The sequence below is a fragment of the Kitasatospora sp. NPDC001603 genome, from assembly GCF_040298365.1.
Lineage (GTDB): Bacteria > Actinomycetota > Actinomycetes > Streptomycetales > Streptomycetaceae > Kitasatospora.
This window is the reverse complement of record NZ_JBEPAA010000003.1, coordinates 25,381-47,400: the sequence shown is the minus strand read 5'-3', so window position 1 is coordinate 47,400 and position 22,020 is coordinate 25,381. Positions and strand designations below refer to the sequence as shown.

Here is a 22,020-nt window from a genome sequence, read left to right as displayed (position 1 = left end):
TCGTACCAGATCCCACAGCACCCCCTACCCCGGTGGGAGCAGTCCCCTAGCCCTCAAGGGGGACAGTCGGTGAAGAATCCACTTCCAGAGGATGAGCGGACGGCTACGGGACGTCTGGCAGACTTCTCGTCCATGGGGGAACCGACCGAGATCCAGCAGACCGGCGCCGAGCGCGCCGCGGCGGCGCACGGTGGCGGTTCCGCAGCGGGCCCGGCCGGCTCCGGCCGGGTGCCCGACGGAGCCACCCGCGTCGCCCAGTCCCGCGCGGCCGCGCTGCGCGGCCGCATCCGTGACCAGCGCCGTTCACCGGCGCGACCGCGGATCTGGTTCGAGCTGGCGCTGATCGGGATCAGCTACTGGGTCTACTCCCTCGTCCGCAACGCCGTCCCGGAACAGGAAGCGATAGCCCAGAAGCACGCGGGCTGGATCTGGGACTTCGAGCAGAGCCTCGGCGTGGCCGTCGAGCGCTCGGTCAACCACGCGGTCGACAAGTTCTCGTGGTTGATCGTCGGGATGAACTACTACTACGCGACGCTGCACTTCATCATCACCATCGGCGTCCTGGTCTGGCTCTACCGGCGCCACCCGGGCCGCTACGCCGCGGCCCGCACGGTGCTGTTCGTCACCACCGGCATCGCCCTGGTCGGCTTCTACTTCTTCCCCCTCGCCCCGCCCCGGCTGATGACGGACGGCGGCTTCATCGACACCCTGAAGGTCCACAACACCTGGGGTTCGATGGCCTCCGGGCCCGCCACGCACGTCTCCAACCAGTACGCGGCGATGCCCTCGATGCACATCGGCTGGTCGCTCTGGTGCGGCCTGGCCATCTTCTTCCTGGCCCGCGCGGCCTGGGTCCGCGCGCTCGGCCTGCTCTACCCGGTGGCCACCCTGGTGGTGATCGTCTCGACCGCCAACCACTTCTGGATGGACGCCGTCGGCGGCGTCGTCTGCCTCACGGTCGGCTTCGTGGTGGCCCGGCTGATCTACCACGTCTGGGTCTACCGCCTGCCGCAGGTCCCGGCCCGGGGGGCGGCGGACGAGCCGATCACGGTGCCCGAGCAGTGGAGCGAGCCCGCGGTGAGCGCCGGACGGCGCTGAGACCGGGGTATGGCGAAGGGCCCGCGGAGCTTTCCGCGGGCCCTTCGCCGTACCCCGGCGCCGTACGCCGGGGTCCTTGCACAGGGCCCCTTCGCGACCTCCGGGGCCGGGGCGCAGCGATCCTCCGGTGGCCGGGGCGCAGCCGGTCGGGGATCAGCCGTAGAACAGCCGCTCCACCACCGCCCGGGCCCGCCGGGTGGTGCGCCGGTAGTCGTCCACCAGCTCGCCGCTGTGCCCGGCGCCGTACCCGAGGTAGCGGGCCACCGCGGCCAGCTCCCGGGCCTCCCCGGGGAAGCTGTCCCCGGGCCGGCCGCGGACCAGCATCACCGCGGAGCGCACCCGGGAGGCCAGCACCCAGGCGGCGTCCAGCACCGCCGCGTCCTCCGCCCCGACCAGCCCGGCCTCGGCGGCGGCCGCCAGCGCGGGCCTGGTCCGGGTGGTCCGCAGCGCCGGCAGCTCGTGCCCGTGCTGGAGCTGGAGGAGCTGGACGGTCCACTCCACGTCGGCCAGTCCGCCCCGGCCGATCTTGGTGTGGGTGGTCGGGTCGGCGCCGCGCGGCAGCCGCTCGGCCTCGATCCGGGCCTTGATCCGGCGGATCTCCACCACGTCCCGCTCCGGCACCCCGGAGCCCGGGTAGCGCAGCGGGTCGATCAGCTGCCGGAACCGCTCCCCCAGCTCCGCGTCCCCCGCCACCGGGTCGGCGCGCAGCAGCGCCTGGCTCTCCCAGGCGTGCGACCAGCGCCGGTAGTACGCCGCGTAGGAGGCGAGGGTGCGCACCAGCGGGCCGTTGCGGCCCTCCGGGCGCAGATCGGCGTCGACCACCAGCGGCGGCTCGGTGGACGGCCCGGAGAGCAGCGTGCGCAGCTCGTGGCAGACCGCCTGGGCGGCCCGGGCGGCGTCCTGGTCGAGCGAACCGAGCAGCGGCTCGTGGACGAAGAGGACGTCCGCGTCGGAGCCGTAGCCGAGTTCGCGCCCGCCGAACCGGCCCATCGCGATCACCGCGATCCGGGTCGGCAGCTCCCCGTGCCGGGCCTCCCAGCCGGCCGTGCAGGCGCGCAGCGCGCCCTGGAGGGTGGCCGCGTTGAGCGCGGTGAGCGCCTCGCCCGCGACGTCCAGGGCCTCGGCCGGGTCGTCACCGAGCCGCCCGAGGACATCGGCGGCGGCGGTCCGGAACAGCTCCCGGCGCCGCACCGAACGGGCGGCGGCGACGGCCGCGGGGGCGGAGTCGGCGCGGCCGACGGCGGCCAGTATCTCCTGCTCCAGGGCGGGCCGGCCGCGCGGCGCCAGGCCCTGCGGGTCGCCCAGCATGGCGACCGCCTCGGGGGCCCGCAGCAGCAGGTCGGGGGCGAGCCGGCCGGCCGAGAGGACCCGGGCCAGCTGCTCGGCGGCGGCGCTCTCGTCGCGCAGCAGCCGCAGGTACCAGGGGGTGCGGCCGAGCGCGTCGGAGACCTGGCGGAAGTTGAGCAGCCCGGCGTCCGGGTCGGCCGAGTCGGCGAACCAGCCCAGCAGCACCGGCAGCAGGGTCCGCTGGATGGCGGCCTTGCGGCTGACGCCGGAGGCCAGCGCGGTCAGGTGGCGCAGCGCGGCGGCCGGGTCGGCGTAGCCGAGCGCCTCCAGCCGGGCCCGGGCGGCGTCCGGGCTCAGCCCGGTCGCACCGGTCGGCAGCTCGGCGACGGCGTCCAGCAGCGGCCGGTAGAACAGCTTCTCGTGCAGCCGGCGGACCTCGACGGCGTGCCGCTTCCACTCCCGCTGGAGGGCGGCGACCGGGTCGGCCCGGGTGTCGTCGTTGATCAGCGGGGCGAGCGAGCGGGCCAGCCGGCGCTGGTCCTCCTCGCCGGTGGGCATCAGATGGGTGCGGCGCAGCCGGTGCAGCTGGATCCGGTGCTCCAGCGAGCGCAGGAAGCGGTAGGCGGTGTCCAGCGAGGCGGCGTCGGCCCGGCCCACGTACCCGCCCCGGGAGAGCGCGCCGAGTGCCTCCAGGGTGTTGCCGCTGCGCAGCGCCGGGTCGGTGCGGCCGTGCACCAGCTGGAGCAGCTGGACGGAGAACTCGACGTCGCGCAGGCCGCCCGGGCCCAGCTTGAGCTGGCGGTCGAGCTCGGTGACGGGGATCGAGTCGATCACCCGGCGGCGCATCTGCTGCACGTCGGTGACGAAGTTCTCCCGGGCGGCGGCCTGCCAGACCATCGGCTCCAGCGCCGCCAGGTAGGCGGCCCCGAGCTCGGCGTCCCCGGCGACCGGACGGGCCTTGAGCAGTGCCTGAAACTCCCAGGTCTTGGCCCAGCGCTGGTAGTAGGCCTGGTGGCTGGCCAGGGTGCGGACCAGTGGGCCGTTGCGGCCCTCGGGGCGCAGGTTGGCGTCCACCGGCCAGATGGTGCCCTCGCCGGTGGTGTCCGCGCAGAGCCGGGTGAGCGCGGCGGCCAGCCGGGTGGCGGCCTTGATCGCCTCCTGCTCCTCGACGCCCTCCCGCGGTTCGGCGACGAAGATGACGTCCACGTCGGAGACGTAGTTGAGCTCGCGCCCGCCGCACTTGCCCATGCCGATGACGGCGAGGCGGCAGGCGCCGGCGGCCTCCGGATCCTCCTCGGCGGCGATCTCCAGGGCGGTCTGCAGGGTGGCGCCGGCCAGGTCGGCCAGTTCGGCGGCGGTCTGCGCGAGGTCGGTGGTGCCGGTGAGGTCGCGGGCGGCGATGGCCAGCAGGCAGCGGCGGTAGGCGATCCGCAGCGCGTCCGCCGGGCTGACGGCGGCGTCCGCCCGCAGGCCCTCGCGCAGCGCGCGACGGAAGTCCTCCGGGCCGGGGTGCATGTCGCGCAGTTCGAAGGTGACCAGGGCGTGCCAGTCGTGCGGGTGCCGGGCCAGGTGGTCGGCGAGCGCGGTGGACGCGCCGAGCACGCCGAGCAGCCGGTCGCGCAGCGGCTTGGAGGTGGTGAGGGTGTCGCGCAGGGTGTGCCGCTCGGTCTCGTCGGCGCCCTCCAGCAGCCGGGCCAGGCCGAGCAGGGCGAGGTCCGGATCGGCCGTGGCGCCGAGCGCGTCCAGCAGCACCGGGTCGTCGGCCAGTCCCTCCAGACCGGGCCCGGCGAGCAGCCGGACGGCCTGCGCCGGGTCGGTGAACCCGCGCCGGACCAGCCTGATCTCCGGCCGGCTCACCCGGCTCCCGGCCCGCTGCTCCTCCATGACCCCTCCATCCGCCCGTTCAGCAGGTTACGCGCCCGCACGGCGACGCGCCGGGCGCGACCGCGGACCGGCCCCGCCCGGCCACGACCGGGAGCCTCACGGTCGCCCGGCGGACGGGCCCCGCCGCCGAGCGCCTTCACCGGCGCCGGTCGCCCCCGGCCCCGGCAGCCCCTCCGGCCGGCAGCACGGACACCGCCGTCCACTCCTCCTTCGAGGCGGACGGCGGCATCGGCTTCCTGTACGTCGAACGGGTGAAGGCCGGACGCGGAGCGCCGGGCGGCGGCCGACGGCGCACCGCCCTGTCGCCCGCTCACCGCCCGGGGCGCCCGACCGGGGCGGTGCCCCGTCGGACGGTCACGCTGTCCGGCGGCCCGGGGGGACGGACCCGATCATGCGCGCCGCCGGCCGAGCCGCATCGCCGCCACACCCGCCGCGAGGAAGGCGGCCGAGAGGCCGATCAGGATCGGCGTCCCCTGGGAGCCCGTCTCGGCCAGCTCCCCGTGGGGGTGTTCGGCCGAGTGGTGCTCGCCCGCACCGTGCTGGCCGGACGCGTACCCCCCGCCCGAACCGTAGTGCCCGCCCCCGCCGTGCCCGGTCTCCTTGCCGTGCTCGCCGTGCTCGCCGTGCTCGCCGCCACCGTGGTGAGCCGACTTGCCCGGCGCCTGGCCCTTGGCCACGAGGGTCGCCTTGTTCAGGTTCTGCGAGGCCTGGTGGTTGGACTGGCTCTGCTGGTTGGAGAGGTTGTTGGCCTGCGAGGCCGACTGGTTGTTCTGCGCCGAGTTCTGCGCGCTGTTCTGCGCGCTGTTCTGCGCGGAGTTGTTCGAGTTGCTGGCGGCGCTGTTGTTCGCACTGTTGTTGAGGTTGTTCGTGACGACGTTCTGCACGTTGACGGTCACCTGGACGTGCTGGTCCTGACCCTGGTTCTGCGAGCCGCTCTGGCTCTGCCCCTGGTCCTGCTCGTTGCTCTGACCCTGGGCCTGGCCCTGACCCTGGCCCTGCTCGTTGCTCTGCCCCTGCCCCTGGCCCTGGCCCTGACCCTGGCCCTGGCCCTGCCCCTGACCTTGGCCCTGCCCCTGGCCCTCGTGGCCGCCGTGGCCCTCGTGACCCTCATGGCCCTCGTGGCCCTCGTGACCGCCGTGGTGCTCGTGGTGCTCGGGGGAGCAGTCGCAGTCCGCGGGGCCGTGCTCCCCGGGCTGGCCGTGCCAGTCCTCCTCACAGTGCTCGCCACCGCGGGGCGACGAGCCCTCGGGGAACACGGACTCCGGCTGAGCCATCGGCCGACCGCGTCCGGGACCGCTCTCCTCCGACAGCGCGGGCTGCTCGGCGGCTTCGGCGTCGCCCGGCTCCACGAACTCCGACACCGAGCCGTCGGCGAAGGCCTCTCCGGCCTCGGTGCCCTCGTCGCCCCGGTGGGCCGGGCGAAGCCCCGGTGCGGAGTAGACGGTGCTTCGCCCGTCGAAGGTCCAGGTGCTGGTGGTGGAGCCGCTGTCCTCCTCGGCCAGACGCAGGAGGCTGTCGACCCATGCGCCCTGGGCCTCGACCGATTCGGCGGCTGCGCCGTGGTCGACGACGGGCGAGGCGTAGGCCGTGCCGCCGGCGCCCAGGGCGAGGGCGGCCGAGGCCAGTCCGGACAGGACCAGGGTAGTGATTCGAGTACGCATGACACTCCAGGATGATCCGCAAAACGGATCTTCTGAATACGCTCCCGCGTCACCTGGTCACGGCTCGCACCGCTGCAGGGTAACCGCATTGGCCCAACGAATTAGCGTGCGCGGGGGACCCCTGCCCGGACGCCCGCACCACCCTCGCCCGCCGGAGACCGGCGGGAGCGGGCGGACCCGCACAACGGAACGGGCCTGCTCCGACCGGAGCAGGCCCACTCGCGCGGTTGACGGAGCGTCAGAGCACCTGGAGGTTCTTCCGCAGCTCGAAGGGGGTGACCTCGGAGCGGTACTCCTCCCACTCCTGGCGCTTGTTGCGGAGGAAGAAGTCGAACACGTGCTCGCCGAGGGTCTCGGCGACCAGCTCGCTGCGCTGCATCAGGTCGATGGCCTCGCCGAGGTTCTGCGGCATCGGCTGGATGCCGAGGGCGCGGCGCTCCGCGTCGGTGAGCGCCCAGACGTCGTCGTCCGCGCCGGGCGGGAGTTCGAGGCCCTCCTCGATGCCCTTGAGGCCGGCCGCGAGGGTGACGGCGTAGGCGAGGTAGGGGTTGCAGCCGGTGTCCAGCGAGCGGACCTCGATCCGGGTGGAACCCTGCTTGCCGGGCTTGTACATCGGGACGCGGATCAGGGCCGAGCGGTTGTTGTGGCCCCAGCAGATGTACGACGGCGCCTCGCCGCCGGCGCCCGCGGTGCGCTGCGAGCCGCCCCAGATCCGCTTGTAGGAGTTGACCCACTGGTTGGTGACGGCGGCCGTCTCGGCGGCGTACTTGAGCAGTCCGGCGATGAAGGACCGGCCGACCTTGGAGAGCTGGTACTCCGCGCCGGACTCGTGGAACGCGTTGCGGTCCCCCTCGAAGAGCGAGAGGTGGGTGTGCATCCCCGAGCCGGGGTGGTCGGAGAACGGCTTCGGCATGAAGCTGGCGTGCACGCCCTGCTCCAGCGCGACCTCCTTCATGACCAGACGGAAGGTCATGATGTTGTCGGCGGTGGAGAGCGCGTCGGCGTAGCGCAGGTCGATCTCCTGCTGCCCGGGCGCGCCCTCGTGGTGGGAGAACTCCACCGAGATGCCCATCGACTCCAGCATCGTGATCGCCTGGCGGCGGAAGTCGTGCCCCACCCCGCGCGGGGTGTGGTCGAAGTAGCCGGACTGGTCGGCGGGGATCGGCGCGGTGCCGTCGCCGGGCAGGTTCTTCAGCAGGAAGAACTCGATCTCGGGGTGGGTGTAGAAGGTGAACCCGAGCTCGGAGGCCTTCTCCAGGGTGCGCTTGAGCACGAACCGCGGGTCGGCGAAGGACGGGGAGCCGTCCGGCATCAGGATGTCGCAGAACATCCGGGCCGTCCCGGGCGTCTCCGAGCGCCAGGGCAGGATCTGGAAGGTGGTCGGGTCCGGCTTGGCGATCATGTCGGACTCGTAGACGCGGGCGAAGCCCTCGATCGCCGACCCGTCGAAGCCGATGCCCTCCTCGAAGGCCTGCTCCAGCTCCGCCGGCGCCACCGCGACCGACTTCAGGAACCCGAGCACGTCGGTGAACCACAGTCGGACGAAACGGATGTCACGCTCTTCGAGCGTCCGGAGCACGAACTCCTGCTGCTTGCCCATGGGGACAGTCTCACCTCTGCTCTTTACGTTCGTGTTACGCCCGGAAACCACCCGAAAGCGACTGTCCCCATCATGGCGGATAGCGGCCGCCGAGGGCAGTGGCAACCCTCGGACGCGACATCGCGTCAGATTGACGATTAGACTGGCGGCATGCCCACTCTCCGTCTCGCCCTGTGCCAGACCGACCCCTGGGTCGGTGATCTCGACCGCAACGCGGACGAGGTGGTACGCCGGACGGCCCAGGCCGTCGAGGCCGGTGCCCGGCTGATCGCCTTCCCCGAGATGGCCCTGACCGGGTACCCGGTGGAGGACCTCGCCCTACGCCGCTCCTTCGTCGAGGCCTCCCGGTCCGCGCTGGTCGCCCTGGCCGCGCGACTGGCCGGCGAGGGGCTGGGCGAGGTGCCGGTCGTGGTCGGCTACCTGGGCCGGTCCGACCAGGCCTCACCGCGGTTCGGCCGCCCGGCCGGGTCGCCGCAGAACTGCGCCGCGGTGCTGCACCGCGGCGGGGTGGTCACCCGGTTCGCCAAGCACCACCTGCCCAACTACGGGGTGTTCGACGAGTACCGCTGGTTCGTCCCCGGCGACCAGCTGCCGGTGCTGCGGCTGCACGGGGTGGACGTGGCGCTCGCGATCTGCGAGGACATCTGGCAGGACGGCGGCCGGGTCAGCGCCGCCCGCGAGGCCGGGGCCGGCCTGCTGCTGGTGCTCAACGGCTCGCCCTACGAGCGGAACAAGGACGACGCCCGGCTGGAACTGGTCCGGCGGCGCGCCGGCGAGGCGGGCTGCGCGCTGGCCTACGTCAACATGGTCGGCGGCCAGGACGAGCTGGTCTTCGACGGCGACTCGATCGTGGTCGGCGCGGACGGCGGGGTGCTGGGCCGCTCGCCGCAGTTCGCGGAGCACCTGCTCGTCCTCGACCTCGACCTGCCGGCCGCGAGCAGCGACCACACCGACGGACTGCTGCTCGCCGACGGCCTGCACCTGGTCCGCCGCGAACTGGGCGGCGAGCCGCTGCCCGCGCCCGCCGCGCCGCTCCGGGCCGAGGTGGCGCCCAGGATCTCGGACGAGGCCGAGATCTGGGCCGCGCTGGTCTCCGGCACCGAGGCGTACGTGCGCAAGAACGGCTTCCGCTCGGTGCTGCTCGGCCTCTCCGGTGGCATCGACTCCGCGCTGGTGGCGGCCATCGCGGTGGACGCGCTGGGGGCCGGGAACGTGCACTGCGTCTCGATGCCGAGCCGGTACTCCTCCCAGCACTCCCGGGACGACGCCGCCGAGCTGGCCCGCCGGACCGGCCTGCACTTGCGGACGGTGTCGATCGCCCCGATGGTCGACGCCTACCTGGCGGCCACCGAGCTGACCGGCCTGGCCGAGGAGAACCTGCAGTCCCGGCTGCGCGGCACGCTGCTGATGGCGATCTCCAACCAGGAGGGCCACCTGGTGCTCGCGCCGGGCAACAAGAGCGAGCTGGCGGTCGGCTACTCCACGCTGTACGGCGACTCGGTCGGCGCGTTCGGACCGATCAAGGACGTCTACAAGTCGCTGGTCTTCCGGCTCGCCCGCTGGCGCAACGAGGAGGCCGCGCGGCGCGGCGAGCCGGCGCCGATCCCGGAGCACACCATCGACAAGCCGCCGTCCGCCGAGCTGCGGCCGGACCAGGTGGACACCGACTCGCTCCCCGACTACGACCTGCTGGACACCGTGCTCAGCCGCTACATCGAGGGCGACGAGGGCCGGGACTCGATCGTGGCGGCGGGCTTCGACCCGGCGGTGGTCGACCGGGTGGTCCGGCTGGTCGACACCGCCGAGTACAAGCGCCGGCAGTACCCGCCGGGCCCGAAGATCTCCGCCAAGGGCTTCGGCCGGGACCGCCGGCTGCCGATCACCAACCGCTGGCGCCGCGGCTGATCGCCGGCCGGCCGGTCCCGGCCGCCGGTGGTCACCCCTGGTAGCGGTAGGTGGCCGCGATCGCGAGGTGGTCGCTGCCGTCGTGGCCCAGGGTGCGGGAGTCGGTGGGCTTCAGACCGCCCTTGCTCATGATCTGGTCGATCCGGGCCATCGGGAAGGACGCCGGCCAGCTGAAGCCGAAGCCGTCACCGGCCGCGCCCTGGGCCGAGCGCATCTGCGAGGTGACCGGCGCCAGGCTGCGGTCGTTCATGGTGCCGTTGAGGTCACCGAGCAGCAGCACCTTCTTCAGCGGCTCGGCCTCGATCGCGTCACCCAGGGCCTGGGCACTGGCGTCCCGCTGGTTGACGGTGAAGCCGCCCTCGGCCTTCAGCCGGACGGACGGCAGGTGCGCGACGTACACCGCGACCGGGCCCTGCGGGGTGCCGACCTGGGCGCGGAAGGCCCTGGTCCAGCCCATCTTGATGTCCACCACCGAGACGCCGCTGATCGGGTACTTCGACCAGAGCCCGACCGTGCCCTCCACCGCGTGGTACGGGTAGCTGTCGGCCAGCCCGGTCTCGTAGGCGCGCAGCGGCCGGCCGGCCAGCTCCTGGAGCGCGACGATCTGGGCGCCCGAGTCCTTGAGCAGCTGCACCGTGCGCTGCGGGTCGGTGTTGGCGGCGGCCACGTTGTGGCTGACCACCGTCCAGTCCCCGGCGCCGCCGCTCTTGTCGCTGAGCAGCCCGCCGAACATGTTGAACCAGATCACCACCGGCAGCAGCAGCGCGATCAGCGCGGTGGCGGAGCGGCGCAGCAGGGCCGGCACCAGCAGGACGGGTACGGCCAGGCCGACCCAGGGCAGGAAGGTCTCCAGCAGGCTGCCGAGGTTGCCGACGGTGTTGGGCACCTCGGCGTGGAAGGCCAGCAGGGCGGCGGCGAGCAGGGCGAGGGCGGCGAGGAGCAGGCCGCGCCGCCAGGGGTTGCTGCCCCGGGCGTCCCGGCCCCAGCCGCGCAGGCCGAGGAACCCGGCACCGGACCCGGACCCGGACCGGCCGGCACCCCCCGGACCACCGGGCCCGGGACCGCCGAGGCCACCGGGACCGCCGAGGCCGGGGCCGGGTCCGCCGAGGTCACCGGCGCCACCGGGGCTACCGGTGCCGTCCGGGCCGGTGCCGGTGCCGGTGCTCCCGGCGGCGGCCGGGGCCCCGCCTCCCGCCGCCGGTGCCGTCCGGTCCGTCCAGTCCGCCTGCGCCATCCCGTGGCTCCCGTTCGTTCGTGCCGTCTGCCGGTCCGACGCGTGGCCCCGCCGGAGGGCGGGCACGGTGCCGGACTGGTGCCGGTTTGATCGGATTCCCGGCTCAGCCTATGCCGGGACAGACGCGGGCTCCGGGGAGCGGGTTCCGGCGTGGCCCGGTTTGGTGAGCCAGGCCACGCCGGGGAGCCGCGCGGAGGCCCCCGCGGCAGGTCGGTCGCAGCAGGTCGGTCGCAGCAGGTCGGTCGCGGCAGGCCGGTCGCGACGGAGCGGGGCGGGGCGGGGCGAGTCAGTCGCGGGCGGCCGGACCGGCCAGGCCCTGGAGCAGCGCGTCGATCATCGTGGTGGCGAGCCCGGGATCGTCGAGGTCGGACTCCTCCCACAGGATGCTGCGGGTGAGGATCGGACCGATCAGCAGGTCGGCGAGGAGTTCCTCGCCGAGGTCGCCCCGGAGCACGCCCTCGGCGACGCCCCGGCGGATCAGGTCGCGCGCCATCACCCGGCGCGGCCCGATCACCCGTTCCCGGTAGGCCGCGTGCAGCTCGGGCCAGCTGTGCATCTGGCTGAGCGCGGCCTTGAGCACCCAGCGGGAGCGCTTGGCGAGGCCGCGGATGCGCATGTACTCGACCATCGCGATCAGGTCGTCCCGGACGGCGCCGCCGGTGCTCTCCGGGACGGGCGCCTCCAGCCGGCTGACCATGTCGACCAGCAGGGCCTCCTTGTTGGGCCAGCGCCGGTAGATGGTGGCCTTGCCGACGCCGGCGGCGGTGGCGATGCCCTCGATGGTCAGCTCGGCCAGACTGCTGCCGGCCGCCATGAGCTCCTCGACCGCGGTGAAAATGGCCTGCTCGGCCGCCTCGCTGCGCGGGCGGCCCCGCCGCGGGCCCGTGCAGTCCGGCGCGACCGTGGTGTCCGTCTTCATCCCCGCTGGTCTCCCTCGATGGTCGCGGGCGCGCGGCGCCGTTCCAGTACCGATTGTCGTCCGCACTCCGGCCCGGTGGAAGCCGCCGTACGCACATGGCCCCGGCCGCCCGGACGGGTCCGGGCGGCCAGGGGCCCATTCTCGCTCAGCTCGGCCGCAGCTCAGCCGGGGTCCGGCCGGCCGCGACCGGTCAGGCGTCGGCCGCTTCGGTCTCCCGCACGGGGCCGGCCGCCTTCGCCGGGGCGGGTGCGCCCCCCGGCGCGCCGCCGGGGCCACCCGCCGTGATCCGGCCGGGGAGCAGGAACCAGGCGAGCAGTGCGCCGACCGCGGTGACTCCGGCCGAGAGGCCGGCCACCACGTGCATGGCGTCGATGAAGGAGGCGTTCGCCGGGCCGATCAGCTCGGCGCCCTGCGGCCCGAGCCGGCCGGCCACGGCCATGGTGGCCTCCAGGGACTCACCGGCCTTCTCCCGCAGCGCGCCGGCCGGCAGCTTGTCCAGCTGGTCGGACATCCCGTTGCGGTAGACGGTGGAGAGCACCGCGCCGAGCACGGCCACCCCGAGCGAGCCGCCGACCTGGCGGAAGGTGTTGTTGATCGCCGAACCGGCACCGGCCTTCTCGCGCGGCAGCGAGCCCATGATCGCGACGGTGACCGGCGGCATCACGTGCGCCATGCCGCTGCCCATCAGCAGGCCGAGGACCACCAGCACCCAGATCGGCGTGTCGACGTCGAGCAGCAGGTAGCCGAGGAAGCCGATCGCGATCAGTGCCATGCCGCCGGCGCAGGTGGCGCGGACGCCGAAGCGGTCCACCACCAGCCGGGCCCGAGGGGCGAACAGCAGCTGGGCGGCGGCCAGCGGCAGCATCAGCAGGCCGGCCTGCAGGGCGCTGTAGCCGCGCACGCTCTGGGTGTAGAAGACGCCGAAGAAGGAGACGCCCATCAGCGCGAAGAAGACCACGCCGACGACGACCACGGAGGCGCTGAACACCTTGTTGCGGAACCAGCTGATGTCCAGCGCCGGGTACGCGGTGCGGCGCTCGAACCAGACGAAGGCGACCAGCGCGACCACACCGACCAGCACCGGCCCCCAGGCCTCCGGGGAGGTGAAGTCGGCCAGCTCGCCGCCCTTGATGATGCCGAAGATCAGCGCGACCAGGCCGATGATCGAGAGCAGCACGCCGACCGGGTCGAGCCGGCCCGGGTTCGGGTCCTTGGACTCGGGCACCAGCAGCACCATCGCGATCACGGCGACCACCACGATCGGGACGTTGATCAGGAAGACCGAGCCCCACCAGAAGTGCTCGATCAGCAGGCCGCCGGTGATCGGGCCGATCGCGATGGCCAGGCCGACCGCGCCGGCCCAGATGCCGATCGCCTTGGGCTGCTCGGCGCGCTCGAAGACGTTCATGATGATGGCGAGCGTGGCGGGCATCGCCAGCGCGCCGCCGACCCCCATCAGCGCGCGGTAGCCGATGAGTTCACCCGGCGAGGCGGCCATCGCGGAGAGCAGCGAGGCGATCCCGAAGACCACCATGCCGGCCAGCAGGGCGCGCTTGCGGCCGAACCGGTCACCGAGCAGGCCCGCCGTGAACAGCAGCCCGGCGAAGACCAGGGTGTACGAGTTGATCGACCATTCCAGGTCGCTCTGGCTGGCGCCGAGCCCGGTGGGCGCGGGGGACGCGATGGTCTTCATCGCGACGTTCAGGATCGAGTTGTCGAGGACGACGACGAGGAGGGCGAGCACCAGGGTGCACAGGATCGCCCAGCGTCGGCGGTGGATGGCTTCCGGCACCCGAGGTGGCGCGGCTGCGGTGGTCATTGCGGTCTTCCCGTCCGTGGTGGCGTGTCACTGGCGGGCATTTGCGAGTCGTGTGCGTCTCGTAACCCCCGCGATCACCCTAGCGCGACTTTCGATACGAGACGAATCCGTTTCGTAAAGCTCGGGCAAAGGCTCGGCGCCGGGCCGGCGCCGCGAGCCGCGCCGGGTCGGGCCGCGTCGGTCGGCCGGGCCGGGTGCCGCACCGGGCGCCCGGCCGGTGTGCCCTAGATCGCAGCGCGGTCCGGGCACGCCTCTTTGCGCCCGCGCCGGGGCGTGCAAGCATGGAGGGGATCCGGGGACGCCGCACGGCGCCACGAGACGACAACCCTTCAGGAGCCTGTTCGATGAACGCTTCTTCGCCTTCGCCTGCCCAGAACCAGGCGTCGACCGCGACCCTCTACGGCGGGGTCACCAACCGCCGCGTCACCGTCCGCGACCTCGCCGCCGCCAAGCAGCGCGGCGAGAAGTGGTCGATGCTCACCGCCTACGACGCCCTCACCGCAGGCGTCTTCGACGAGGCCGGCACCCCCGTCCTGCTGGTCGGCGACTCGGCGGCCAACTGCCACCTCGGCTACGAGACCACCGTGCCGGTGACCATGGATCAGATGGTGATGCTCTCCGCCGCCGTCGTCCGCGGCACCAAGCGCGCCATGATCGTCGCCGACCTGCCCTTCGGCTCCTACCAGGAGTCCCCCGCGCAGGCCATGCACAACGCCGTCCGGCTGATGAAGGACGCCGGGGTCGGCGCGGTCAAGCTGGAGGGCGGCGAGCGCAGCGCCCGGTCGATCGAGCTGCTGGTCGAGGCCGGCATCCCGGTGATGGCCCACATCGGCCTCACCCCGCAGTCCGTGCACGCCTTCGGCGGCTACCCCGTCCAGGGCCGCGGCGACGAGGCGGCGCACCGGATGCTGCGCGACGCCAAGGCCGTCCAGCAGGCCGGCGCCTTCGCCGTCGTCCTGGAGGCCGTCCCCGCCGAGCTGGCCGCCCAGGTCACCGAGCAGCTGGCCATCCCGACCGTCGGCATCGGCGCCGGGGTGGACACCGACGCGCAGGTGCTGGTCTGGACGGACATGGCCGGCATGACGGCGGGCCGGGTCCCGAAGTTCGTCAAGCAGTACGCCGACCTGCGGGCCGTCCTCGGCGAGGCCGCCCGCGAGTTCGCCGCCGACGTGCAGTCCGGCGCCTTCCCGGCCCCGGAGCACACCTTCCACTGACCGGCCGGTACGGGCCCCGCTCCGCTCGGAGCGGGGCCCCACCCGTGCCCGGGACGCCGCACCGGGTGCGCCGCGACAGCGGGATGACAGCGGGCCGCCCGGGCCCGGGCACACCGTGACAGCAGACTGTCAGTGGGGTCGGACAGTCTGGGGGCATGACACGAATCGCCACTGCCCCGAACGACCGGGGGCCCGCCGCGGGCAATGCCGTAGAGGTGCGCGGCATCGTCAAGCACTACGGCGCGACCAAGGCACTCGACGGTGTCGACCTCACCGTCCGCGAGGGCACCGTGCTCGGCGTGCTCGGCCCGAACGGCGCCGGCAAGACCACGCTCGTCCGGGTCCTCTCCACGCTGATCAAGCCGGACGCCGGCACGGCCTTCGTCGGCGGCTACGACGTGCTGCGCCAGCCCAAGCAACTGCGCCGCACGATAGGCCTGACCGGCCAGTACGCCTCCGTCGACGAGATGCTCTCCGGCTACGAGAACCTCTACCTGATCGGCCGGCTGCTGGACCTCTCCCGCAAGGACGCCAAGGCCCGCGCCACCGAGCTGCTGGAGCGCTTCTCGCTCACCGAGGCCGCCAAGCGCGTCGCCAAGACCTACTCCGGCGGCATGCGCCGCCGCCTCGACCTGGCCGCCAGCATGATCGGCCGGCCGCGGGTCCTCTACTTGGACGAGCCCACCACCGGCCTGGACCCGCGCACCCGCAACGAGGTCTGGGACGAGGTGCAGCGGATGGTCGGCGAGGGCACCACCGTGCTGCTCACCACCCAGTACATGGAGGAGGCCGAGCAGCTCGCGAACGAGCTGACCGTGATCGACCGCGGCCGGGTGATCGCCTCCGGCGGGGTGGCCGAGCTCAAGGCCCAGGTCGGCGGCCAGACCCTGCAGGTCCGCCCGGCGCACCCGGGCGAACTCTCCGAGATGGCCCGCTGCCTGCGCGAGAGCGGCATCGCCGGGGCCACCGTCTCGGCCGACACCGGCCTGCTGTCGGTCCCGATCACCGACGAGGCGCAGCTGACCGCCGTGGTCGGGGTGCTCGGGACCCGCGGTTTCGCCATCGCCGGCATCGACACCCTGGTCCCCAGCCTGGACGAGGTCTTCCTCACCATCACCGGCAAGCCCGCGACCGTCGCGGCCGCCGCCCCGAGCCTCGCCAAGGAGCCCGTCGCATGACCACCGCAACGCTCGCCCCCGCCCGGGTGGAGGACACCCGGATCGGCCTGGCCGGCACCTTCCGGCACATCGGGGCGCTGACCCGCCGCAACCTGATGCGGATCAAGGCGGACCCGGAGTCGATGTTCGACGCGGTGCTGATGCCGATCATCTTCACCGTGCTCTTCGTCTACGTCTTCGGCGGGGCGATCTCCGGCGGCCAGGACGCGTACAAGCAGTACATGATCCCCGGTCTGCTCGGGCAGACCGGCCTCACCCTGGCGATGGCCGTCGGCACCGGTCTGAACAGCGACTTCCAGACCGGGGTGATGGACCGCTTCCGCACCCTGCCGATCGGACGCTCCGCCGTCCTGCTCTCCAAGATCGCCGCGGAGACCTGCCGGGCGCTGGTCTCCTTCGCCATCCTGATCGGCTTCGCGCTGATCCTCGGCTTCGAGGTGAAGACCGGACCGCTGGAGGCGCTGGCCGCGGTCGGCCTCTCGCTGGTCTTCGGCATGTCGATCGTCTGGATCTCGATGCTGCTCGGCATGGCGATGAAGAGCGCCCAGGCCGTCCAGGGAGTGTCCATGCTCGTCCTGATGCCGATGCAGTTCGGCAGCTCGATCTTCGCGCCGACCGACACCATGCCGGGCTGGCTGCAGTCCTTCACCAAGGTGAACCCGCTCTCGGCGCTCGCCGACGCCTGCCGCGCGCTGCTCAACGGCGAGGGCGCGGTGGCCCACCCGGTGCTCATCGTGCTCGGCTGGTCGATCGGCATCACCGCGGTCTTCGCGCCGCTCGCGGTGGCCCGGTTCCGCAAGCGGACCTGAGGGCCCGCACCACCTGGTCCGCCGGCCGGCCGACCCCTGGGACGGGGGGTCAGCCGGCCGGCCAGTCGATCATCCGCTCCAGCAGCGCGTTCGCCTCGGCGATCGAGCGGCAGGCGCCCAGCGCGCGGGCCTCGGCGAAGGCGTCCTCACCCAGCCGGGCCCGCAGGCCCGCCTCGGTCCGCTCGCTCTCCACCCGTTCCAGGTAGCCGCCCTTGGGCCCGGTCAGACCGACGTGCGCGCCGAGCAGGACCGCCGCCCGGCGGGCCGCCTCGTCGTCGTCGTCCCGCTCGGCGTAGGCCCACAGGACACCGACCGCCGGGAGCACCATCATCACGGACATCTGCTCCGCGAAACCGCTCGTGGTGTCCGTCAGCTCGCGCAGCAACCGCCGCCCCTCCCGCAGGAGTTCCATCCCGCGGTCCGGATCCCCGGAACGGGCCACCATCCAGCCCCGGGTGACCGTCAGCAGCCCGCCGACCAGGCCGGGGGCGAAGCCGCCCACCTTGGTCCCGCTCAGCTGGTCCAGCTCGCGCAGCGCGGCGTCGAACTCACCGCGCTGGGCGTGCACCGCGCAGAGCATCAGGTGCCCGAAGAGCAGCGCGCCGTTGGCCGCGTGGCTCTCGCCCGGCTCGACCGAGGCCAGGGCCTCCCGGATGTGCCGCTCGCCGGTGTCGAGGTCGATGCCGAGCATCGCCCCGCCGAGCTGTACCTGCAGCATCGGCACCTCCTGCGGGGCGCCCAGCAGTTCGGCCAGCTCGATGGCGCGCTCGTACGCGACGACGGCCTCCTCGGACCGGCCCTCGTTGGACATCGACTCGCCGCGGGCCGCGTAGGCCTGGGACATCCCCCACCGGTCGCCGCAGCGCCGGAACAGCTCCAGCGACTCCTCGCCGTCGCGCAGGGACTGCTCCATCCCGCCGGGCCAGTCGTTCATCATCTTGGCCCGGATCTGCAGGATGAACGCCAGGTCGTTGTCGCTGCCGTGCACGCGGCAGCCGTCCACCGCGTCGTTCAGCAGGTCGCGCAGCAGCTCCAGCTTGCCGGCCAGGAAGGCCCCGAACACCCGCATCAGGCCCGGGAACCGGTAGGCCTGCGGGAGGTCCGGGGTGTACGCGTCGAGCAGGTTCCGGGAGAGCCGCAGCGCCTCCGGGTCGCCGAGCACCTCCAGGTTGCCCTCGAAGAGCCCGACCAGCCGGTACATCACCACCTCGCGGCGGGCCTCCTCGGCCACCCTCGGCGGCAGCGGCATGCCGTACTCCAGCACCGGCCGCTCCAGCGGCCGCAGCGGCAGGGTGGCCGGGTCGAACGGGTCCGGGCCGAGCGCGGCCACCGCCTCGTACCACTCCCGGGCCTCCAGCCCGAAGCCGCGCAGCGACCAGTACCAGCTCATGCCGAGCACGAGGACCAGTGCCTCGTGCTCGTCGCCGCGGTCGACCGCCCGCCGCAGCGCCGCCCGGATGTTCTCCTGCTCCCGCTCCAGCACCGCCAGCCAGGTCAGCTGCTCCGGTCCGTGCAGGCGCAGTTCGGCGGTCCGGACCAGCTCGCGGAAGTGCTCGACGTGCCGGCGGCCGGTCTCGCTCCGCTCGGCCGCCTCGGCCAGCCGCTCGGTGGCGTACTCGTGGATGGTCTCCAGCATCCGGTAGCGGGGCAGGCCCTCGCCGCCCAGGTCGGCCACCAGCAGCGACTTGTCGACCAGCGAGAGCAGGGCGTCCGCGACCTCCTCGCGGGGCACCTCGGCCTCGTCGGCGCAGATCGCCTCGGCGTCCTCCAGCCGCCAGCCGCCGGCGAAGACCGAGAGCCGGCGCAGCACCGCCCGCTCCTGCTTGCCCAGCAGGTCCCAGCTCCAGTCGACCACCGCGCGCAGGGTCTGCTGACGGGGCAGCAGGGTGCGGCTGCCGCCGGTGAGCAGCGCGAAGCGGCCGTCCAGCCGGTCGGCGATCTGGCGGGCCGTCATCACCCGCAGCCGGGCGGCGGCCAGTTCGATGGCGAGCGGCAGGCCGTCCAGCCGGCGGCAGATCTCGGCACAGGCGGCCGGATCGCTCTGCGGGTCGAAGCCCGGGCGGGCGGCGGCGGCGCGCTCGACGAGCAGCCGCAGCGCGACCGGGTCGGGCAGCGGCTCGACCGGCAGGACGCTCTCCCCGGGGACACCGAGCGGTTCGCGGCTGGTGGCGAGGACGGTGAGGCCGGGGCACTCGGCGAGCAGCTGGTCGGTGAGGTCGGCGGCGGCCTGGATCAGGTGCTCGCAGTTGTCCAGCACGAGCAGCATCCGGCGGTGGCCGCAGTACTCGACCAGCCGGCGGAGCGGATCCTCCGCGCGGCTCTCCAGCGCCTCGGCGACCAGGCTGCCGGTGTGCAGCAGCGTCTCGCGCAGCCCGAGCGCGGAGACCACCGCGGCCGGGACGGCGAGCGGGCTCTCCAGCGGGGCGAGTTCGGCCAGCCAGACGCCGTCCGGCCAGTGGCCGGCGGCCTGCTCGACGCGGCCGGCCTCGATCGAGAGCCTGGTCTTGCCGGAGCCGCCGGGGCCGGTCAGGGTGACCAGCCGGCTGCCGGCGAGGGCGGTGCGCAGTGCGCCGAGGTCGTCCTCCCGGCCGACGAAGCTGGTGAGCCGGCCGCGCAGATTGCCCGCGCCGCGGGTCGGCGCCGCGGCCGCCGGCGGTGCCTGCTCGGGAGCCGGCGGCCCGGACGGCCTTGGCGCCCCGACCGGGGCCAGCAGTTCGGCGTGCAGGTCCTGGAGACGGCGGCCCGGATCGGCGCCGAGCTCGTCCGCCAGGGCGTGCCTGGTCCGCTCGTAGTGACGCAGCGCCTCGGCGGTGCGCCCGCTCTCGTGCAGGGACCGGATCATCAGGTACTGCAGGGGCTCGTCCAGCGGCTGCCGCTCGCAGAGCTCGGCGAGTTCGGCGGTGAGTTCGGCGGCCCGGCCGAGGCCGAGGTCGGCGGTGATCCGGTGCCGGCGGGCCTCGTCCCGCTGGGCCTCCAGCCGGGTGGCGGGGCCGCCGCGGTCGGGCAGGTCGGCGAGGGCCGGTCCGCGCCAGAGCGCCAGGGCGGCGCGCAGCCGCTCGGCGGCCAGCGCGTGGTCGGCCTCCTCCAGCGCCCGGCGGCCCTCGCCGGCCAGCCGCTGGAAGTCGCCCAGGTCCGTCCGCGGCTCGGTCAGCCAGTAGCCGGCCGGGCCGGAGCCGACCTGGTCGCGGCCGACGGTGCGGCGCAGCCGGCCGACCAGGGTCTGCAGCGCGGCGGAGGAGTCCTGCGGTGGCTCGGTGTCCCACACCTCGTCCACCAGGAGGTCGGCCGGCACCGGCCGTCCCTGCCGCAGGACCAGCGCGGCGAGCAGCGCCCGCAGCCGGGCACCGCCGAGCGGGACCGGCGTGCCGTCGTCGTGGTGGGCGGTGGTGGTACCGAGGATGCCGTAGTGCACCCGCCCATTCTGGTCGATGAAGGGTCGTGCCACGCACGCATTTCCGGGCCGGCCCCGGAGACCGGAACCGGGACCGCTGCTCCGGACGTTCACCGGGGACGGCTTGTCCGGCAACGGGCCCGCCGGGCATGATCGGTCCCCTGCCCGCACCCCAGACCTCCGGAGCGACCACGTCATGACCTTCGCCGCAACGCAGCGCTCGCGCCGCGAGGACCGACGGATCAGCCCGGTGTTCTGGGCCATGCTGGCCACCCTCGCGACCTCCGGCTGGGCGGTCTACGCGGGCTACGGCAACGCCCGGTTCGGGATCTTCCTGTTCGTGGTGGCGGGCTGGATGGTCTCGCTCTGCCTGCACGAGTACGCGCACGCCCGCACCGCCCTGCACGGCGGCGACATCACCGTCGGCGCCAAGGGCTACCTCACGCTCAACCCGCTCAAGTACGCGAACGCGCTGCTCAGCTTCGTGCTGCCGATCGTCTTCGTGCTGCTCGGCGGCATCGGCCTGCCCGGCGGGGCGGTCTGGATCGAGCGGCACCGGATCAACGGGCGGCTCAAGCACAGCCTGATCTCGGCGGCCGGCCCGCTGGTGAACCTCGCGGCCGCGGTGCTGATCCTGGTCCCGGTGGGCGCCGGCTGGCTGGACGGCACCGAGGTGCACGCGGTCTGGAACGGCTACGAGCTGAGCGTGTCGCCGCTGGCGCTGGCCCTGGGCTTCCTCGGCATGCTGCAGCTCAGCGCGACCCTGCTGAACCTGCTGCCGGTGCCGGGTCTGGACGGCTACGGGATCATCGAGCCCTGGCTGTCCCACAAGGCCCGCCGGGCGGTCGAGCCGTTCGCCCCGTACGGGATGCTGGCGATCTTCGCGCTGCTCTGGCAGCCCGAGGTGAACCACTACTTCTTCGAGGCCGTCTACGGCGTGATGGACCTGCTCGGCGTCGACCGGCTGTACGCCCAGGTCGGCCACGACCTGTTCACCTTCTGGAAGAACTAGCCGGCCGGCTTCAGGAGGCCGCGGCGCGCTCGGCCGCGGCCTTCGCCAGCTTCGCCCGGCGCAGGTTCAGCCAGAGGACGTTGCTGGCCACGCCGGCCAGCGGGATCCAGACCAGGCCCACCCAGTCGCCCCGCACCAGGGAGACCACGGCTGCGGCCAGCGCGAGGACGACGACGATCGAGGCGAAGAGGGACGTGCGGGGCATGGCGGGGGGCTCCTAGGGCCGGGTGACGGACGGCCCCCATTCTCGCCGATCTCACCCCCGGGCCGGGCCCGGGGGTGAGATCGGCGCGCCCCGGCGCCGGTCAGACGTCGGTGATCCGCAGGCCCGCGTGGGCCTTGTAGCGGCGGTTGACCGAGATCAGGTTGGCGACCAGGGACTCCACCTGGTGGGCGTTGCGCAGCCGGCCCGCGAAGATGCCGCGCATCCCGGGGATCCGGGCGGCCAGCGCCTGGACCAGGTCGGTGGCGGCCCGCTCGTCGCCCAGCACCATCACGTCGGTGTCGATCCGCTCGACCGACTCGTCCTGGAGCAGCACCGCCGAGAGGTGGTGGAAGGCGGCGGTGACCCGGGAGTCCGGCAGCAGCGCGGCGGCCTGCTGGGCGGCACTGCCCTCCGCCGGCACCAGCGCGTACGCGCCCTGCTTGTCGAAGCCGAGCGGGTTGACGCAGTCCACCACGATCTTCCCGGCCAGCTCCTCGCGGAGGGCGGTGAGGGTGGCGGCGTGCCCGTCCCAGGGCACCGCGACGATCACGATGTCGCTCTCTCGCGCGGTGGTCGCGTTGTCGGCGCCGCGCACGCCGAGGCCGAGTTCGGCCGCCGAGGCCTCGGCGCGGGCCGCGTCGCGGGAACCGATGATCACCTGCTGGCCGGCCTTGGCGAGCCGGTGGGCGAGCCCCCGCCCCTGGTCGCCGGTGCCACCGAGGACACCGACCACCAGCTGCGAGACGTCCGGCAGCTCGTGGGCCGGGTTTGTCGCTGAATCGAGGGAAGTCATGGGCCGATCCT

15 protein-coding genes are annotated in these 22,020 nt (G+C 73.7%); 6 read left to right on the top strand and 9 right to left on the bottom strand.

Annotation, left to right across the window (positions count from 1 at the left end):
- Positions 1-132 precede the first annotated feature (132 nt).
- Entirely contained in the window at positions 133-1,098 is a 966-nt protein-coding gene (locus ABT263_RS03115) for a phosphatase PAP2 family protein (RefSeq protein ID WP_352286960.1), read from the top strand.
- A gap of 153 nt (positions 1,099-1,251) precedes the next feature.
- Here ABT263_RS03115 and ABT263_RS03110 read toward each other — a convergent pair whose 3' ends face one another.
- The 3 genes from ABT263_RS03110 to glnA2 form a co-directional block, all read right to left on the bottom strand.
- On the bottom strand, positions 1,252-4,269 hold the full coding sequence (locus ABT263_RS03110; RefSeq protein WP_352286957.1) for a bifunctional [glutamine synthetase] adenylyltransferase/[glutamine synthetase]-adenylyl-L-tyrosine phosphorylase: 3,018 nt from the start codon (positions 4,267-4,269) through the stop codon (positions 1,252-1,254).
- A 389-nt stretch (positions 4,270-4,658) separates the two neighbouring features.
- Complete coding sequence (locus ABT263_RS03105) at positions 4,659-5,930, bottom strand: hypothetical protein (RefSeq protein ID WP_352286956.1); 1,272 nt, start codon at positions 5,928-5,930, stop codon at positions 4,659-4,661.
- 238 nt (positions 5,931-6,168) lie between these two features.
- Positions 6,169-7,530: a gamma-glutamylpolyamine synthetase GlnA2 gene (gene glnA2, locus ABT263_RS03100; RefSeq protein WP_329487371.1), complete on the bottom strand. Its 1,362-nt coding sequence runs from the start codon at positions 7,528-7,530 to the stop codon at positions 6,169-6,171.
- A gap of 150 nt (positions 7,531-7,680) precedes the next feature.
- Between glnA2 and ABT263_RS03095 the strand changes: the two genes are divergently transcribed.
- On the top strand, positions 7,681-9,435 hold the full coding sequence (locus tag ABT263_RS03095; RefSeq protein ID WP_352286953.1) for an NAD+ synthase: 1,755 nt from the start codon (positions 7,681-7,683) through the stop codon (positions 9,433-9,435).
- 31 nt (positions 9,436-9,466) lie between these two features.
- On the opposite strand, the gene ABT263_RS03090 is transcribed toward ABT263_RS03095, so the two are convergent.
- From ABT263_RS03090 to ABT263_RS03080, 3 genes are all read right to left on the bottom strand, one after another.
- On the bottom strand, positions 9,467-10,429 hold the full coding sequence (locus tag ABT263_RS03090) for an endonuclease/exonuclease/phosphatase family protein (RefSeq protein ID WP_502885748.1): 963 nt from the start codon (positions 10,427-10,429) through the stop codon (positions 9,467-9,469).
- A gap of 526 nt (positions 10,430-10,955) precedes the next feature.
- Positions 10,956-11,588 carry a TetR/AcrR family transcriptional regulator gene (locus ABT263_RS03085; protein ID WP_352286948.1) on the bottom strand — a complete coding sequence of 211 codons (633 nt, stop codon included), beginning with the start codon at positions 11,586-11,588 and terminating at the stop codon, positions 10,956-10,958.
- 190 nt (positions 11,589-11,778) lie between these two features.
- A complete protein-coding gene (locus ABT263_RS03080) occupies positions 11,779-13,407 on the bottom strand; it encodes an MFS transporter (protein WP_352286945.1) in 1,629 nt (542 codons plus the stop codon).
- 344 nt (positions 13,408-13,751) lie between these two features.
- On the opposite strand from ABT263_RS03080, the gene panB reads away from it, so the two are divergent.
- The 3 genes from panB (at position 13,752) to ABT263_RS03065 (ending at position 16,608) form a co-directional block, all read left to right on the top strand.
- Positions 13,752-14,621, top strand: a complete 870-nt coding sequence (gene panB / locus ABT263_RS03075) for a 3-methyl-2-oxobutanoate hydroxymethyltransferase (protein WP_329487377.1) — start codon at positions 13,752-13,754, stop codon at positions 14,619-14,621.
- A 155-nt stretch (positions 14,622-14,776) separates the two neighbouring features.
- On the top strand, positions 14,777-15,799 hold the full coding sequence (locus ABT263_RS03070; protein ID WP_329487378.1) for an ATP-binding cassette domain-containing protein: 1,023 nt from the start codon (positions 14,777-14,779) through the stop codon (positions 15,797-15,799).
- Complete coding sequence (locus ABT263_RS03065; protein WP_329487379.1) at positions 15,796-16,608, top strand: ABC transporter permease; 813 nt, start codon at positions 15,796-15,798, stop codon at positions 16,606-16,608. Before ABT263_RS03070 ends, ABT263_RS03065 begins: the two co-directional genes overlap by 4 nt.
- A 49-nt stretch (positions 16,609-16,657) precedes the next feature.
- Here the strand turns inward: ABT263_RS03065 and ABT263_RS03060 are convergent, their stop codons facing one another.
- Complete coding sequence (locus ABT263_RS03060) at positions 16,658-20,053, bottom strand: AfsR/SARP family transcriptional regulator (RefSeq protein ID WP_352286942.1); 3,396 nt, start codon at positions 20,051-20,053, stop codon at positions 16,658-16,660.
- Between the two features lie 142 nt (positions 20,054-20,195).
- On the opposite strand from ABT263_RS03060, the gene ABT263_RS03055 reads away from it, so the two are divergent.
- On the top strand, positions 20,196-21,011 hold the full coding sequence (locus tag ABT263_RS03055) for a site-2 protease family protein (RefSeq protein WP_329487382.1): 816 nt from the start codon (positions 20,196-20,198) through the stop codon (positions 21,009-21,011).
- Positions 21,012-21,021: 10 nt separating this feature from the next.
- Here ABT263_RS03055 and ABT263_RS03050 read toward each other — a convergent pair whose 3' ends face one another.
- Together ABT263_RS03050 and npdG are read right to left on the bottom strand one after the other, a co-directional pair.
- Complete coding sequence (locus ABT263_RS03050) at positions 21,022-21,216, bottom strand: hypothetical protein (RefSeq protein ID WP_329487383.1); 195 nt, start codon at positions 21,214-21,216, stop codon at positions 21,022-21,024.
- A 100-nt stretch (positions 21,217-21,316) separates the two neighbouring features.
- Positions 21,317-22,009, bottom strand: a complete 693-nt coding sequence (gene npdG, locus ABT263_RS03045; protein ID WP_352286940.1) for an NADPH-dependent F420 reductase — start codon at positions 22,007-22,009, stop codon at positions 21,317-21,319.
- Positions 22,010-22,020 lie beyond the last annotated feature (11 nt).

Excerpts from the sequence above, each read along its gene's own strand:
- ABT263_RS03115 (WP_352286960.1), top strand. The coding sequence starts at position 133 with ATGGGGGAACCGACCGAGATCCAGCAGACCGGCGCCGAGCGCGCCGCG.
- ABT263_RS03110 (WP_352286957.1), bottom strand. The coding sequence starts at position 4,269 with ATGGAGGAGCAGCGGGCCGGGAGCCGGGTGAGCCGGCCGGAGATCAGG.
- ABT263_RS03105 (WP_352286956.1), bottom strand. The coding sequence starts at position 5,930 with ATGCGTACTCGAATCACTACCCTGGTCCTGTCCGGACTGGCCTCGGCC.
- glnA2 (WP_329487371.1), bottom strand. The coding sequence starts at position 7,530 with ATGGGCAAGCAGCAGGAGTTCGTGCTCCGGACGCTCGAAGAGCGTGAC.
- ABT263_RS03095 (WP_352286953.1), top strand. The coding sequence starts at position 7,681 with ATGCCCACTCTCCGTCTCGCCCTGTGCCAGACCGACCCCTGGGTCGGT.
- ABT263_RS03085 (WP_352286948.1), bottom strand. The coding sequence starts at position 11,588 with ATGAAGACGGACACCACGGTCGCGCCGGACTGCACGGGCCCGCGGCGG.
- ABT263_RS03080 (WP_352286945.1), bottom strand. The coding sequence starts at position 13,407 with ATGACCACCGCAGCCGCGCCACCTCGGGTGCCGGAAGCCATCCACCGC.
- panB (WP_329487377.1), top strand. The coding sequence starts at position 13,752 with ATGAACGCTTCTTCGCCTTCGCCTGCCCAGAACCAGGCGTCGACCGCG.
- ABT263_RS03070 (WP_329487378.1), top strand. The coding sequence starts at position 14,777 with ATGACACGAATCGCCACTGCCCCGAACGACCGGGGGCCCGCCGCGGGC.
- ABT263_RS03065 (WP_329487379.1), top strand. The coding sequence starts at position 15,796 with ATGACCACCGCAACGCTCGCCCCCGCCCGGGTGGAGGACACCCGGATC.
- ABT263_RS03055 (WP_329487382.1), top strand. The coding sequence starts at position 20,196 with ATGACCTTCGCCGCAACGCAGCGCTCGCGCCGCGAGGACCGACGGATC.
- ABT263_RS03050 (WP_329487383.1), bottom strand. The coding sequence starts at position 21,216 with ATGCCCCGCACGTCCCTCTTCGCCTCGATCGTCGTCGTCCTCGCGCTG.
- npdG (WP_352286940.1), bottom strand. The coding sequence starts at position 22,009 with ATGACTTCCCTCGATTCAGCGACAAACCCGGCCCACGAGCTGCCGGAC.